Below are 15,758 nucleotides of genomic sequence, written 5' to 3'. Positions count from 1 at the left end.
ATGAAAAAAGACGCAATTGGCGATCCCTTAAGCCGTGTAGATGGCCGGTTAAAAGTAACCGGCGGAGCTAAATACAGCGGCGAATATAAAGTGCCTAACCTTACCTATGGGGTGCTGGTTTCTGCAACCATTGCTTCAGGTACGGTAACCGCGCTTGATACCAAAGCTGCTGAGCGTGCGCCAGGGGTACTGGCCGTTATTACCCCATTTAATGCGCCCAAAGTACCAGGCTACCAGGCTAATGCCGAGAAACCGGTACGCGGATTGAAGTTATTTAATGATAATAAGATCTACTTTAACGCGCAGCCTATAGCGCTGGTAGTTGCCGATACCTTTGAACGGGCCACCTATGCGGCAAGTTTGGTTAAAGCAACTTACAATGCTGAGCCTTTTGAAACTGATTTTCATAAAAATATAGACAAAGGGGTAACCCCACAAAAAGGTAATTATAAAGATTATGTGCGCGGCGAGGTCAACGCTTATAAAAATGCCGCGGTCATGGTTGAAGAGGAGTATATGCTCCCTTCGGAAATGCACAACCCAATGGAGCTGCATGTTACTACCGCCTATTGGGAAGGAGATGATAAGGTTATATTATACACCAAATCGCAGGGGGTAAAAGGTTCACAGCGGTCTATTGCTGCGGCATTTGGGCTTAATCCCGATAATGTACAGATCAATTCACGGTTTGTGGGTGGTGCTTTTGGATCGTCGCTGCGTACCTGGCCACATGAGGTTGCTGCCGCGCAAGCCGCTAAGTTGGTAAAGCGCCCGGTTAAACTTACCCTCACCCGCGAGCAAATGTTTACCCAGGTAGGCTACCGTCCATTAACTATCCAGAAAATTGGTTTGGGTGCCACTGCTGATGGTAAGCTAACTGGTATCACCCATGAATCGCATTCGCAAACGGCCGTTTATGAGGAATTTACTGAGGGGGCGGTAAATGTATCACAGTTTTTATACAACAGTCCCAACGTTAATACGCTTTATAAGGTAGTCCCTTTAAATGTAGGCGTACCTGCGCCTATGCGCGGCCCGGGAGAGGCTACCGGTTCTTTTGCGCTTGAATCCGCATTGGATGAGCTATCCTACAAACTCAACCTTGATCCAATTGAATTACGATTGAGAAACTATACTGATACTGATCCTGAACGGAACAAGCCATGGTCGAGCAAATACCTGAAGGAATGTTACCAGAAAGGAGCTGAAGCCATTGGCTGGACTGATAGAAAAGCACAACCAGGCACAAACAAAGAGGGTGAGTGGCTGGTAGGCTATGGGATAGGTTGCGGCGCTTTCGGAGCATACCGGGGCAATGCTATGGCTAAAATAAAGTTAACTGCCGATGGCAGCGTGAATATTCAAAGTGCTACCAGCGATATCGGCCCGGGTACCGGGACTTCAATGGTGCTGATAGCAGCAGACACTTTAGGGATTCCAGCGGATAAGATCACTTTTGAGTTGGGCAATTCAGCTTTTCCTAATGCACCGACACAAGGTGGTTCGGCCACGGTATCATCAGTTGGTTCGGCGGTACATGATGTGTGTGTGGCTTTAAAACAAAAGCTGTACACCATGGCCGGTAAACCTGGCGATAGTACTGAGCCCATTGATTATGTAGCTGTGCTGAAGCAAAATAATACGCCTTCGGTTGAGCTTACACAGGAATCAAAGGGTAACCCTGAAGCTCAAAAGTATTCCATGTATTCCTTTTCTGCACATTTTGCCAAAGTACATGTGCACCCGCTTACCGGGCAGGTAAGGATCAAGAAGATAGTAGCTTGTGTTGATGCCGGGAAAATAGTGAACCATAAAACCGCCAGCAGCCAGATGATTGGCGGCGCGGTTGGTGGTATAGGTATGGCCATGACCGAGGAAGCCATTTTTGATGATCGTTATGGCCGCTACATTAATGGTAATTTTGCAGATTACCATGTGCCGGTAAATGCCGATATCCAGCAAATAGAAGCTATATTTATTGATAAGCCGGATCCTGTTTTAAATCCGGTAGGCACAAAAGGCATAGGTGAAATTTCGCTGATAGGTGTAGCGCCTGCTTTGGCGAACGCCATTTATAATGCTACTGGTAAAAGGATCAGGGAACTGCCTATAACTCCCGATAAACTGATATAGCTTTAAAGCTGCTGATGAAAGAGATCATTGATATTGTTGCTGCTTACGATGAGGCTAATGCGCTGGGCAAAAAAACAGCCCTTGCCACGGTTGTGCTGGTAGAGGGCTCGGCCTATCGACGGGCGGGTGCGCGTATGCTCATTACCGAGGATGGGCAGCTTACCGGGGCCATCAGCGGGGGGTGTTTGGAAGGAGACGCCTTGCGTAAAGCCCGGTTAGTGATCTTGCAGCAGCAACCTTTACTGGTAACCTATGATACTACCGACGATGATGATGCCAAACTGGGTGTAGGGTTGGGCTGCAATGGCATTATCCATATTCTTATTGAACCCATAACAGGTGATATCAACAACCCGATCAATTTATTAAAATACATTATCAATAACCGTCACCACGCTGTATTGGTAACTATGTTCTCTGTCGAAGACAGGAAAGCGCCGCAGCCCGGTACCTGTTTATGCTTAATGGATGATAGGTTAACGGTTACTTTACCCGAAAATACTCCATACCGGCTGGCTTTGACCACAAATGCAACGCAAGTGTTGGAGCGGCAGCATTCTGAAGTGCAGGTTTATGAAGCGGGGGTAAATTATACTGCCTTCATCGAGTATATCAAACCGGTAATTTCGCTGGTGATAATAGGGGCGGGTAATGACGCTGTCCCTTTAACCCGCATAGCATCGGTGTTAGGCTGGAATATTACAGTAATTGATGGCAGGGCTAATTACGCGGTAAGTCAGCGTTTTCCTTTGGCAGGTCAGGTTATTACCGCCAAACCTAACGAAGTTTTACAGCATATCGAAATTAACGGGCGCACGGCTATTGTATTGATGACACATAATTATAATTACGAAATAGCGCTGCTTAAGGAACTACTGCCAACATCATTACCATATATGGGCATTCTTGGCCCTAAAAAGAAACTGGAGCGTATGCTGGCAGAGATTGAAGATGCAGGTATGCATATTAGAGAAGAACAGTTGAACAGGATTTACGGCCCGGTAGGGTTAGATATAGGCTCAGAAGGGGCCGAAGAGATAGCCCTATCTGTTGTATCTGAAATTAAAGCTGTGCTATCATCGCGCCAGGGCTATTCGCTAAAATATAAACCTGTCCCTATTCATACTTCTCATCTTGCGCGCCTGGTTAAATAACCATTGGATATTAATATTTACTTTTAGGCAAATCCAATATTTTGTTTTCTGTATAATAGGAACTATTTAATACTTAGTTTATTTTTCAATTCTCACTTGAATTGGCAGTTTTGGTTTGCTATTTGTCACGCTGCAATCATTAATTGCTTCCAATCAAAAAAACGATTAACTCATCAGATAGGATTTTCATTTTAATGATTTTTACTGTGCAATTTTGCATGCTTTAAGGGATTCAGGATGTTGCAAATAGATGTTTTTTAAGTGTGTAATAATTACACTAAGATGAGGGTGTTTTTCCTGGTCTTTAGTAACTTTAGAGTAGAAAAACGAGGCAAATGAAGCCGGAATATTTTCTTCAGATCCAGCCTGGCCCTGCTTTACCAGCCTATAAAATGATTATAAATATTAAAATATCATGACAAGTATAACACCCTACAGCGGCAAAAAGAAGATAGTGATAGTTGGCGGCGGTTTTGCCGGGCTCAACGTTGCACAGCAGCTGTATAAAAATAAATATTATGATGTTACCCTGGTTGATAAAAATAACTTCAATTATTTTACCCCCTTGTTGTACCAGGTGGCAACCAGTTTTCTTGAACCATCAAGCATAAGCTATCCGTTTCGTAAACTATTTAGAGATAAAAGGTTAAGCTTCCGGATGGCGGCTGTGGTTAAGGTTGATCCTGTAGCAAAGCTACTCTATTTAACCGATGGTGAACTGTCTTATGATTACCTGGTATTTGCAGCTGGAGCGGGTACAAATTTTTACGGTATTGAAAGCATTAAACAAAACGCCATCTCCCTTAAAGAAATTGATGATGCGCTGCGCATGCGTAATGCTCTTATTAAAACAATGGAAAAGGCAGCCATTACAACAGATCCGGTTGAACGACAAAGGCTTTTGACTATAGTGGTTGCCGGAGGCGGCCCAACCGGTGTTGAAGTTGCAGGTATGCTTGCCGAAATGAAGAACTATATCCTTAAAAAGGATTACCCGGAGCTAATGAATGCCAAAGGTAAAATTTATATAGTTGATGGCGGCCCCAATTTGCTTGCACCCATGAGCGATAAAACGCATAAGGAAACCCGCCAGGCACTTATTGATTTGGGTGTTGAAGTTAAGCTAAACGCCCATGTAAATGATTTTAGTAATGGTGTGGTAACTTTTGCCAATGGCGAAACGCTTGAAGCCAAAACCCTGATCTGGGCTGCCGGTATCATTGCTAACACCTTTGATGGTATCCCGGCAAGCAGTTTAGGGATAGGCCGCCGAATGGTTACCGACGAATATAACCGGGTTAAAGATCTGGAAGATATATATGCCATAGGCGATATTAGTGTGCAAATAACCGATCCGGTTTATCCGAAAGGTCACCCTCAACTGGCCCAGGTAGCTATACAAATGGGACGTAATACCGCTAAAAACTTTATAGCCATGGCAAAAGGTAAAGCTATAAAGCCATTTAAATATTTTGACAGGGGCGATATGGCCATTGTTGGCAGGCATAATGCTGTTGTCGATCTGTTTAAACACAAAGTACATTTGAGTGGGCTTGCAGCTTTATTTGTATGGTTATTTATTCACCTTATATCATTGGTGAACTATAATAATAAAATAAAAACTTTATATAATTGGGCTGTGGCGTTTTTAACAAGGGACCAGGCATTAAGAATGATATTCAGTGGCGGGGAAAATAGGGTCAGTCAATAAATATTTATTTAATTATAATATTTATTGTTAGGTATTAAATCCGGTTTGCTTGTTACATTTGTTCCCAAAAAGGGGCAGGGCCTTGTGTAGGTTGCTGCCCTTTTTTTGTTACTGAAATTATGTATCAGACAAACATAGCTTTTGTCTGCTAATTAAAATAGCGGTAACTTAAGTAGCTATTTATATATGGAACCTTGCCTTTTATATACGAATGAAAGTTAATTTTATTAACGGTTTAATTTTACGCTCGGCTGCTTTGTCATACAGACAAAAGCTCGGTAAAGAAAATTTGCTTGCATTATGGAATAACAGGTTAATAAAGGAAAGTATTTATATCGCAAGTAAGTCGCTTTACAATGAACTTGATGTCCTTTTTGCAAATAGAGAGGAAACACACGCTAAAGAAGCACAATTAATATCAAGCTTTTATAAATATATGGCCCGCATGGCAAACCGGGCCACACCTTTTGGATTATTTGCCGGCTGTTCATCAGTTTATTGGGGCGCGGCCAATAACATCAAACTTTCGGCAAGGTTTAGGAAACATGCAGTGCCCGATGCTGTGGTAAGTTTTTCGCTTGCCAAACAAGTTGAAAACGCCAATAAATTATCTGCAGGGTATAAGCTTAATAACACTCTTTATAAAGTTGGGGACGATCTGCGTTTTATTACCTATCAAGTTGTTGATGATCAAAGGGTTTACCAGGTTAGCGCTATTGCCTGCAATGAAGTACTTGATGATATAGTTGCGATTGCTGCCGATAAAGTATGGAATAAGAACCAGTTACTTGAGCTGTTCCCGCATTTTGAGCATGATGATTTTATTGCTTTTATTAATGACCTTATTGATGGGCAATTGCTTAAACCGGCATTTGAACCCGCTATAGGATATGATTTTCCAGTCTTTTTGCAAAAGACCGACGATGAAGAATTAACCAATACCATCAATGAGTTGATCAGTTTGCTTAATAAAATTAATAACGATACCACTGAAAACTCCAACTGGTTTTTGTTCTATAAAGCAATTGAGCACATCTCTGATCATATAACCGGCAGGGAGCTCAAAGATCAGGTTCATATAACCAGGTTTAACGAGCTGGAGTGCCGGGAGATTAACCAGTCATTACAATGGAAAATAACTAAGGGCATTGCATTGCTTAACAACCTGAATAACCCGGTAGCCAATAAAAGGATCGAGCAGTTTAAAGGCAGGTTCAGGAAAAGGTATGAAGAACAGAGCGTACCACTTATGGAGGCCTTTGACACGGATACAGGTATCGAATATGGACAATGGTTTGAGCATGAAACTCTTTTTACGGAGGGATTATATACAGGAAGCGAAGGGGCGGCCCCATGGGTGGATTATACCGAGATAGATTTTAAAATGCTTAATCTGTTAAACCGGGCTAAACTTGAAAAGCAGTACAAAATCATTATTCCGGATAATTTTGTTAAAGAACGCAGTACAGATAATTTGCCATTTTCCATGTGCGCGCTTTTTCAACTTTTTGAAAACGACGTATTGTATCTTGAACGGATTACAGGTCCGGGGGCTTTAAGTATGATAGCGCGGTTTGCAGTAGGGGACGATGAAATTTATAAAATAGGATTAGAGGCAGCTGAAAAAGAGGTTGCTAATAGTCCCGATGCCATGTTTGCCGAAGTGATTCATATGCCCGAAGAACGGATATTGAATGTTATGATGCACCCGTCTTTCTGGCCTTATGAGTTGGCTTATATTGATGATGCAAAGGGCAATTCGGTTTTGAAGCTTGATGATATTTATATAAAGCTTGAGCAGAATGTGTTTAAATTATTTTCAAAAAGACATCAGCGGGAAGTGGTACCGCGATTAAGCAGTGCTTATAACTATAACAGGTCACAACATCCCATTTATACTTTTTTGTGCGATATCCAGCATCAGCGTGGTAATGGTAGTTTAAGTTTTAACTGGGGGGCGCTCTCAACCGATTTTGTGTTTTTTCCACGCGTTGAAACCAGTTTTGGTGTTATCCTGCATAGGGCAACATGGAAGTTTACACCTGCTATTTTAGATGAACTTTGCAAGGTCGAAAAAGTGTTGGATAAATTCGGCGGTTTATTTAACAGTTTTAAAGAAGAATGGCTCCTTCCCGATAAGTTCTATATCATAAAAGGCGATAACGAATTACTGATCGATACGGGAAATGAGATTAGTATGCAGGTGTTTGCCAAGGAAATAGCAAGGCAGGCCCCGGTTTTGACTTTGTCCGAATGTATTCATTTTCAGCACGAGGCGATTGTAAAAGATCCGGACGGGAACCCTTATATGCACCAGCTTGTTGCCCCCTTTTATTTTGATAGGCCTTTAAAACCCCAATATTTCCAATACATTGAAAATACCCTTCAGCGTAGTTTTTTTCCCGGTAGCGAGTGGCTGTTTATCAAGCTTTATCTTAGCAGTAATACGGCCAATGAGGTGCTGTTAAAGCTCGATGAACTGTTAAATTATTCGGGTGCTGTTAAAATAAAGCAATGGTTTTTTATCAGGTACCATGATCCTGATAATCACATCCGGGTGAGGATTAATTTGCTCGATGAGGGTGATTTTCAGGAAGTTTATATGGCTGTTCGTGAGGTGCTATCTCCGTTTCTGATCAGTGGACAGGTTCACGTTGTACAGCTTGATACCTACGTGCGCGAACTGGAACGTTATGGGCATCAGATTGAACAGGCCGAAGGTCTTTTTTGTATCGAAACTTCTTTTTGCTGCAACGTATTCAGGTTGCTTGAAAGCAACCGTTATGATACCGAAGACTGGCTTCTGATTTTTTGGCTGATCAAAGATTACCTCAATCTAATGAGCGTGGATATAAATGATCAGCTGCAATTTGTTGAAAAGCAGCAGGCGTATTTTTTCGCTGAGTTTGATGATAAGGCTGTCAAAATACAAATTGATCAGCTGCATAGAAAATATCATAGCAGCTTGAGTAACCTGCTTTTGGCATATGATGATCTGCTTCAGCAAAAAAGAGGGCAAGTAGAGTTATTGCTGCAAAAATACACAATCAACTGGAACGCCAAGTTTTTAAGCAGCGTTATTCATATGGCTGTTAACCGCTATTTCAGTAGCCAGCAACGCCTGCATGAGTGTATCTTGTATGGGTTGCTGTTAAAGTTCCTCAAGTCTGAAAAAGCACGAAAAGGTAAGGCCTAACTTATTTGAACATTTTATTGTTAAGCAAAGCAAAAAAACTATCGCGGTAAGTAACCCCTATAGGGATTTTTTCTTTGATCTTGTCAAATATCACCATGTTGCCATCAATAGCCTTAATGCGTTTTAAGGCAATGATGTATGATTTATGGGTCCGCGCAAAGTCTTCCTGCGGCAAGGTATCGGCCAGGGTTTTCATACTTACCAACGAGATATGCCGTTCATTTTCCGTAAAAACCGAACAGTAATTTTTAAGTCCTTCTATGTAAATGATATCTTCAAAATTTATACGTACTATTTTACCTCGGTCTGTTTTTAGGTAAAATGAGTCGGGCTTAGGTTGCAGATCAACTACCGGTGCCGGTTTGTTTGATGCAAGCAGTAAAAGTTTGTCAAGCGCTTTTTGCGAGGCCTGTAAAAACCTGTCGAAGGCGAAAGGTTTAAGCAGGTAATCAAGTACATTGTTTTCAAACCCCGCTAAAGCAAATTCACTAAAGGCCGAGGTTATGATGATCTCGGTACTTTTAGGCAGCATTTTGATCAGGTCGATACCCGAAAGCTCGGGCATGTTTATATCAAGAAAAATAAGGTCGGTTGTTGATTCTTTTAAATATAATAATGCCTCAATAGGGTTTGTAAATGTTTCGGTAAGATTAATAAAAGGCACCTTTGATATAAAATCGCTTAAAATATCAATGGCATAAGGCTCATCTTCAACTATGATACAGTTAATTACTTTCATGATACTTTAAAGGCATAGTAAGTTTGCACTCATAGTTGTTATGTGTTTCATTGATCAAAAGCTCATATCCTTCCCGTCCATACTCATCAATCAGTCTTTCGCGAATATAATTTAACCCTATCCCGTTGGATTGTACTTTATTAACGCTGTTGTTATTTTTATAATTAAGCGAATAAAAATGCAATTTTCCGTCTTCAATAGTAATATTCAAAGTAGCTTCTTTTGTGTTTTGATTAAAAATGCCATGCTTAAACATGTTTTCGATAAGGGTAATTAAAACCAATGATACAACCTTATACGGAATAGTAGCGCTTTCGATACTTATCTTCATAAAAAAAGCTTTGCTCCGGCTTTCATGAATTTTGATAAAATCTTTGATGTAGTTCAGTTCGCTATCAAGATTGCTGTAACCATCCTCGTTTTTGGTTAAGGCATACCGCATAATGTTTGATAGGGTAATAATTGACTGTCCTACTTCGGGGAGTTTTTTATAAGTTTCGGCATATAAAAAGCCAAGCGTATTAAATACAAAGTGCGGATTTATCTGCGATTTGATAACGTTTAGTTCAGCCTGTAAAGCTTTCTTTTCCAGTATAATCACTTCTCGCTCCTTTTTTACAACCTCTCTAAAAACTGCATAGGCCAAACCCATTATCACAAAATAGATCGAACGCATTATCAGGGTGGTTACCCTCTCTTTATTAACATCATCAATGAACTTTATATTGTCAAGGATCATATCAACAAATATTTTGAGGATCATAGAAATTCCAATAATAACCACAACCTCGCAAAGCATTACTAACAATAGAAGAATAGCATTTTTAATGTGTTTTCGCGACACAGAATAACAGAAACTTACCGCGTAAAATATGCCTATGTTTACAGTAAATGCAAGCAGGGTACCCAAAGGGTTTATGCCAAGGCCGCCAAAATAGCCTATAGCTGTTTCGTAAAGAATATACGCTATCCAAAATAGCAAATGCTGAAACACTACTCTTAGTTTCATTATACGTAAAAAGGTTTTTGATTTATTAACGAGTTTCGGTCGCCCTTGAGGATAAGATCGGTATGATTTTCGGGGTATTTCAGAGGTATAATAAGTTTGCATTCATACGTGTTATGGGTTTCATTAATTGATAATTCATAACCTTCCCGGCCGTATTCATCTGTTAATCTTTCACGAATATAATTTAAGCCTATCCCGCTTGATTGCGCTCTGTTTATGATGATGTTGTTTTTATAATTAAGTGAATAAAAATGCAATTTCCGGTGTTCAATAGTAATATTCAAGGTTGCTTCTTTTGTACCTTGATTGAAAATACCGTGCTTAAACATGTTTTCAATAAGTGTCATTAACACCAACGATACGACCTTATACGGTGTAACCCTGCTTTCAATAGTTGTTTTCATGAAAAAAGCCTTGCTCCGGTTTTCGTGAATTTTAATGAAATCCCTGACGCAGGCAAGTTCGCTTTGAAGGCTGCTATACCCATCCTCATTTTTGGTTATGGCATACCGCATAATATTAGATAGCCTGATAATTGTTTGTCCAACTTCGGGCAGTTTTTTATAGGTTTCTGCATATAAAAAGCCCAGGGTATTAAATACAAAATGCGGGTTGATTTGCGATTTAACGACATTTAATTCGGCTTGAAGCGCCTTCTTTTCAAGTATTTGCTGTTGTTCAACCAATTGGGCAGTTTCCCGCTCCTTTTGGATCACTTCTTTGGCAAAACCATATGCCGCGCCTAATCCTCCAAAATAGATAGTTCGCATAATTAACGACATTCGGCGGAAGGGGGTTGCATGTACTTTAAAACTAACATTTAATATGATAGCATCGCCCAGGATCTTTAAAAAAACGGTTATCACGATAATAGCAGAGGCCACTATCAATATTGCCAATATCAGAACAAAAATATTCTTTATTTTTTTTGTTAAATACCTGATTATCTGCCAAAAATTATAAAATACTGCAGCGTTTATCAAAAACGAATAAAGGGTGCCCAAAGGTTCGGCAGGCTGTTTGGCATAAAGAACCAACACCTCTTCATAAAGTATATAAATAAGCCAGAAAAGCAAATGCCAGCCTATTGTTTTTACCCTCGCCTTATTTCCCCTGAAATTTAAAATCATAATTTTTTTTGTCCCTGCATTAAGAGGTTTTGGTCATTCCAAACAGCGCATTGGTACTAATTTTTTCTTCTCCTACAGCCACTTAACCACATTTATGTCATTACGGCTAAATAATCAACAATTCATAACCACTTAAAAGTTAAAATTATGAAAAATCACGACAAAGCTTCTTTACCAAAGATTCAAATTAAACAGGTACAGGTTTTAAATCGTGTGCTTACTGCTAATAGCACAATTAGGAATGGCGCTGGTGGTTTCTATGAGTTAACGGGCACTACTACTGTCGAAACTGTAAAAACCACAAGCAGCACAGGTTTTTAGCTGTTGATGCGATGATCAGTGGCCTTTTTATCCACCGTTAGGTTAAGTAATAGTTTGAAAAATGGCTCATTATTATAATGCAGTTATCATCAAAAGGCAACTATAATGAAAACAGCAAAGCTTTCCGGGCAATATAAATTTTCATCAGGCCTGATGCTCAGGTTTCCTGCATTTGATTGCGTAGAAGCGATTGATAAGGAAACCATACGGGCATTCCTTAAAGATGAACTATTTATGCAGGCGCTTTGGCTTACCTCGAAAGATTTATACGAAGCGGCCCTACACCTGGATAAAATCGGCGATTTAAAAAAGCAGGAAAGGTTTGAAGTAACTCTTGCCAAATTTATTAACAGGAGCGCAACCGGTACCAATCCGTTAGGGTTATTTGCAGGTTGCGCTCCTGTTAAGTGGGGGGATACCACTAATTTAAAGCTTGGCGGCGAATATCAGCATGTAAGGCTTAATGTTACCGCCGCGGTTAATATAAACCGTCAATTACTAAATGATAAGGCCACCCGTACATTGTTAAGTTATAAGGTAAATAAAACACTATATACTTTAAACGGGGCCTATCGCAAAATTGATCATCAAACGTTAAACAGTGGTAAGTACAGAGCATCATCGGTAAAGGCAACTCATGACCTGCAGGCTATTATCGGGTTTTGCGAAAATACCAGATCATATAATTCAATACATTCATTTACAACGCAAACACTTGGGAAAACCGTGGGAGATGCCACTGTTTTATTAAATCAACTTATTGAAAATCAGGTTTTGTGGAGTGAGCTTGAACCCAGTATTGGTGATAAAGAATACCTTGATCAGGCCATTGGCATTTTAGCGCGGTTAGCTGATAAAAGCGAGAATATTAAAACCCATTTATCAAAACTAAATACCATTAAGCAGGCGCTGATGTGCACTGATAGTGTAATTGAAAAAAATAATAAGGTAGCTATGATTTTGAAAGATTTGTTAGGTGACGCCTCACAGGGAACACTGTTGCAGGTTGATTATTTTAGGCAGGGGGCCTCAGCTACGCTCGATAAAGCTTATGCTGATAAATTGCTTGACGCCATTGATATGCTTAACCGGATTACACCCAGGCGGCAAAGTAAAAATCTGGAAACGTTTATAAAACGCTTCGGTGACCGGTATCATGAGCAGGAGATTCCACTAACAGATGTGCTTGACCCTGAAAAAGGCATCGGCTATGCAACAAAAAGTTTTGGAGAATCATCGAATCATGTACTTGATGATGGGGATTTACAATATACCAGCGCCGTAAAATGGCTTATCGGGCAAATTGTTAATAATCCCGGGCAAGAAATTATTCATTTGCAAAACTCGCAATTTGAAAATATCAAGGCCAATGATGACGAGTTGCCCCCAAGTTTTTCGGTAATGTTCCGTATTTCGGGTCATGATGAACCATTGCTTTATCTTGAACATTGTGGGTGGCCTGCAGGTACAGCCATGCTTGATCGTTTGGCCAGTACTGATAGAAACTTTGGCCAGGTCCTTGACGAAATAGCTAAAACTGAGGCCCGGCTCTATGAGCCGGCAATAGTTGCAGAAATTGTACACACGCCCGACGATTGTTTGGGGAATTTTACTTCGGCGCCATACCGTAATTATCAGTTTCAAACGCCGGTAAGCGCCGGTGGGCAGGAAGTTAATTTAACAGATCTGCTTGTTTCTGTCAAAGGAAACAATGTTGTGCTGCGGTCGGCCAAATTGGGCAAAAGGATAATTCCACGTTTAAATGCGGCATATAATTATGGTATGACGGCTTTGCCTGTATATCAGTTTCTGGCCGATTTGCAGTGCCAGGATACAAAATATCAACTTGGTTTTAACCTTGATATATTGCCTAAACTTGGGGTAGCCAAAACGCCGAGGATAGTTTTTGAAGGTGTAATATTAGCCTTAAAAACCTGGTATATAACCAATGCCGATTTACAGCAGCTGTTAAAAGAAATAGCTGTTGATTACTACGGAGCGTGGGCGAAGTTTATAAAATACTGGAACCTGCCTGAAGCTTTTGTTTTTACCGATACCGACAATGAACTGGTTGTTCATACCAACAGCAGGCTTGAGGTTGCTGCATGGCTTTCATCGTGCAAAAAAAAGAATGAAATTACTTTACAGGAATACATCGGCGAACGTAATAACATCATGCTTAAAAAGAAGGATGAAAAGCTTATTGGTAACCAGTTTGTTGCTGTTTTAAAACGCAGCGAAAAAATAAGCGGTAAATATGCAGGCATGGCGCCGTTGAGTACAAACGCGGCTAAACGCCAGTTTTTTCCTGGCGATGAATGGTTGTATGTGAAATTGTATTGCGGCGTTAAAACTGCCGATCAGATAATTGGAAATGAACTTATACAACTAAGCAAAAAACTTTACCACGAAGACCTGATTGATCAATGGTTTTATGTACGATATGCCGACCCTGAGCCCCACATTCGTTTCAGGGTTCACCTGGCCTCAGTGTTTGCGTTGGGCAGGGTGATTCAAAGCATAAACAGTTCATTTTCGGCCCTGATCAAATCAAAGCAGATCTGGAAAGTTCAGTTTGATACTTACGAGCGCGAGCTGGAACGCTATGGCGAARCATCAATTGAACTCGTTGAACAATTGTTTTTTAACGATAGCCTCGCCATAGCCAGCCTTATATCAAGGGCTGATATGACCGAAAACTTTGAGGAGGTGAGGTGGCTTTGGGGCCTTTTGTCGATTGACAGGCTTTTGAATGATTTTGATTTTCAGCCCCTGCAAAAAATAGAGCTGATGGAGTTGCTTGTCGCGTCATCATATCCCGAAGCTAACTATGATAACCTGCTTTCAAAGCAACTGACTTTTAAATACAGGCACTACAGGAACAAAATTGAAGGGCTCTTTGCCGAAGGTGCCGCGGTTATTGGCGACGATTTGCTCAGGTACCGGAGTTTAAACAATAGATCGGCAACTTTACTGCTTTCTGAACTGATCTTATCTGGCACGGTCCCGCAGGATCTGAACTTAGTTGTGATCAGTCTTATTCAGATGAGTATGAACCGTTTATTTAAAACGAGGCAGCGGGTTCACGAACTTGGTGTATACGATTTTCTGCTGCTTTATTATAAATCGGTTTTACAGGATAAAGAAATGGGCTATGGCAGCAAATACGCTGCGGGGGATTATCGTTCAGGCAGTCCATACCTGCACTAACCAAAATAAAGGGTAAATCATCTGAAATAATACTTTAACCTTCCCTACACAAATCGCATTAAGTCTTCTATTAACCTGGAAGACTTTTTTGTTTTGTTTAAGTTTTTGGCCATTGTTTTCTTAATAAAAGTTTAACAGCTGTTCCTATCTCTGACCAATATTATAAATGTATTTTTGACCCTGCTTTTGCTTGCAAGGCAACTTTTACATTATGGAAAGAAGATTAGCACTAAAAAATATAGGAGGCCTGCTTCTGGCGCCTTCATTGGCACTTGGCAAAACAACATCAACTGCAAAGCCTGCATTACGAATAGCCCATATTACCGATGTACACCTGAAGGATAAGTTTGATGCTCCGGCCAGGTTCACCAGGTGCCTGCATCACCTGCAGCAGCAAACCCCAAAGGTTGATATGGTGTTAAATGGTGGTGATATTGTTTTTGACATGAACAAGGAGAACATCGGCACCATTAATGATCAATGGAAACTGGTGCAAAATATCATGAAGAATGAATGCAGCCTGCCCGTTCATTACTGCTTAGGCAATCATGATATTTGGTGGTATGAAGACGATAAAGGACAAGCCATATACGGGAAAAAATATGCACTGGACAAGCTACAGCTCGTAAAGCCTTACTACAGCATGGTTAAAAACGGCTGGAAGATCATTGTGCTTGATAGCGTTCATTTAGATATTGATAGTACCTGGTACATAGGTAAGCTTGGAGATGAGCAACTTAACTGGCTCAGTGACGAGTTGAAAGCTACTGACGCAAATATGCCGGTGATGGTAATGTCGCACATACCGATCTTGACGGCCTTGCTAATGATTGAGGATGATATTGTAAACAAATGGACGATGCTTGGCGGCGATATGCATACCGATACCGCTAAGATCATCAACCTGTTTTACCAGCATCCTAACGTAAAGCTATGCCTGAGCGGGCACCTGCACATGCGCGATAAGGTGGTTTATAACAATGTTACCTACCTGTGCAACGGCGCCGTTTCGGGTGCATGGTGGGAGGGTAACCGCCGCGAAACGGCCCCAGGTTATGGTTTGATAGATCTGTATGCCGATGGTACTTTCGACGAGAAATACGTGAATTATTAAAACATAAAAAGGGGCAGGCTAAATTAAATAGCCTGCCCCAT

10 protein-coding genes are annotated in these 15,758 nt (G+C 40.8%); 7 read left to right on the top strand and 3 right to left on the bottom strand.

From position 1 onward, the window contains the following. From AC1DUD_RS24425 to AC1DUD_RS24410, 4 genes are all read left to right on the top strand, one after another. Entirely contained in the window at positions 1 to 2,133 is a 2,133-nt protein-coding gene (locus tag AC1DUD_RS24425; RefSeq protein ID WP_477379309.1) for a xanthine dehydrogenase family protein molybdopterin-binding subunit, read from the top strand. 14 nt (positions 2,134 to 2,147) lie between these two features. Beyond that, positions 2,148 to 3,287: an XdhC family protein gene (locus AC1DUD_RS24420; protein WP_477379307.1), complete on the top strand. Its 1,140-nt coding sequence runs from the start codon at positions 2,148 to 2,150 to the stop codon at positions 3,285 to 3,287. A gap of 415 nt (positions 3,288 to 3,702) precedes the next feature. Beyond that, positions 3,703 to 4,998, top strand: coding sequence for an NAD(P)/FAD-dependent oxidoreductase (locus AC1DUD_RS24415; protein ID WP_477379305.1), 1,296 nt, complete (start codon positions 3,703 to 3,705; stop codon positions 4,996 to 4,998). Positions 4,999 to 5,209: 211 nt separating this feature from the next. Further along, on the top strand, positions 5,210 to 8,194 hold the full coding sequence (locus AC1DUD_RS24410; RefSeq protein WP_477379303.1) for a lantibiotic dehydratase: 2,985 nt from the start codon (positions 5,210 to 5,212) through the stop codon (positions 8,192 to 8,194). 1 nt (position 8,195) lies between these two features. Here AC1DUD_RS24410 and AC1DUD_RS24405 read toward each other — a convergent pair whose 3' ends face one another. The 3 genes from AC1DUD_RS24405 to AC1DUD_RS24395 are packed head-to-tail and all read right to left on the bottom strand — an operon-like array spanning position 8,196 to position 11,072. Next, positions 8,196 to 8,933, bottom strand: a complete 738-nt coding sequence (locus AC1DUD_RS24405; protein WP_477379301.1) for a LytR/AlgR family response regulator transcription factor — start codon at positions 8,931 to 8,933, stop codon at positions 8,196 to 8,198. Next, positions 8,920 to 9,942, bottom strand: a complete 1,023-nt coding sequence (locus AC1DUD_RS24400) for a sensor histidine kinase (protein WP_477379299.1) — start codon at positions 9,940 to 9,942, stop codon at positions 8,920 to 8,922. The genes AC1DUD_RS24405 and AC1DUD_RS24400 overlap by 14 nt, the downstream gene beginning before the upstream one ends. Then, positions 9,942 to 11,072 carry a sensor histidine kinase gene (locus AC1DUD_RS24395; protein WP_477379297.1) on the bottom strand — a complete coding sequence of 377 codons (1,131 nt, stop codon included), beginning with the start codon at positions 11,070 to 11,072 and terminating at the stop codon, positions 9,942 to 9,944. Before AC1DUD_RS24395 ends, AC1DUD_RS24400 begins: the two co-directional genes overlap by 1 nt. Positions 11,073 to 11,219: 147 nt before the next feature. On the opposite strand from AC1DUD_RS24395, the gene AC1DUD_RS24390 reads away from it, so the two are divergent. The 3 genes from AC1DUD_RS24390 (at position 11,220) to AC1DUD_RS24380 (ending at position 15,717) form a co-directional block, all read left to right on the top strand. Then, positions 11,220 to 11,393 (top strand): hypothetical protein, encoded by a 174-nt coding sequence (locus AC1DUD_RS24390; protein ID WP_477379295.1) that lies wholly within the window; start codon positions 11,220 to 11,222, stop codon positions 11,391 to 11,393. Between the two features lie 105 nt (positions 11,394 to 11,498). Continuing rightward, a complete protein-coding gene (locus tag AC1DUD_RS24385) occupies positions 11,499 to 14,603 on the top strand; it encodes a lantibiotic dehydratase (RefSeq protein ID WP_477379293.1) in 3,105 nt (1,034 codons plus the stop codon). A gap of 211 nt (positions 14,604 to 14,814) precedes the next feature. Further along, positions 14,815 to 15,717 carry a metallophosphoesterase family protein gene (locus AC1DUD_RS24380; RefSeq protein WP_477379291.1) on the top strand — a complete coding sequence of 301 codons (903 nt, stop codon included), beginning with the start codon at positions 14,815 to 14,817 and terminating at the stop codon, positions 15,715 to 15,717. The last annotated feature ends 41 nt before the right edge of the window (positions 15,718 to 15,758 follow it).

This window comes from Mucilaginibacter sp. P4_A11 (genome assembly GCF_056402535.1).
Note: the sequence above shows the minus strand (reverse complement) of the source record. Positions and strands in the feature narration are given on the sequence as shown.

What these genes read in the sequence shown, in the direction of transcription:
- AC1DUD_RS24425 (WP_477379309.1), top strand. Translation starts at nt 1, where the DNA reads ATGAAAAAAGACGCAATTGGCGATCCCTTAAGCCGTGTAGATGGCCGG.
- AC1DUD_RS24420 (WP_477379307.1), top strand. Translation starts at nt 2,148, where the DNA reads ATGAAAGAGATCATTGATATTGTTGCTGCTTACGATGAGGCTAATGCG.
- AC1DUD_RS24415 (WP_477379305.1), top strand. Translation starts at nt 3,703, where the DNA reads ATGACAAGTATAACACCCTACAGCGGCAAAAAGAAGATAGTGATAGTT.
- AC1DUD_RS24410 (WP_477379303.1), top strand. Translation starts at nt 5,210, where the DNA reads ATGAAAGTTAATTTTATTAACGGTTTAATTTTACGCTCGGCTGCTTTG.
- AC1DUD_RS24405 (WP_477379301.1), bottom strand. Translation starts at nt 8,933, where the DNA reads ATGAAAGTAATTAACTGTATCATAGTTGAAGATGAGCCTTATGCCATT.
- AC1DUD_RS24400 (WP_477379299.1), bottom strand. Translation starts at nt 9,942, where the DNA reads ATGAAACTAAGAGTAGTGTTTCAGCATTTGCTATTTTGGATAGCGTAT.
- AC1DUD_RS24395 (WP_477379297.1), bottom strand. Translation starts at nt 11,072, where the DNA reads ATGATTTTAAATTTCAGGGGAAATAAGGCGAGGGTAAAAACAATAGGC.
- AC1DUD_RS24390 (WP_477379295.1), top strand. Translation starts at nt 11,220, where the DNA reads ATGAAAAATCACGACAAAGCTTCTTTACCAAAGATTCAAATTAAACAG.
- AC1DUD_RS24380 (WP_477379291.1), top strand. Translation starts at nt 14,815, where the DNA reads ATGGAAAGAAGATTAGCACTAAAAAATATAGGAGGCCTGCTTCTGGCG.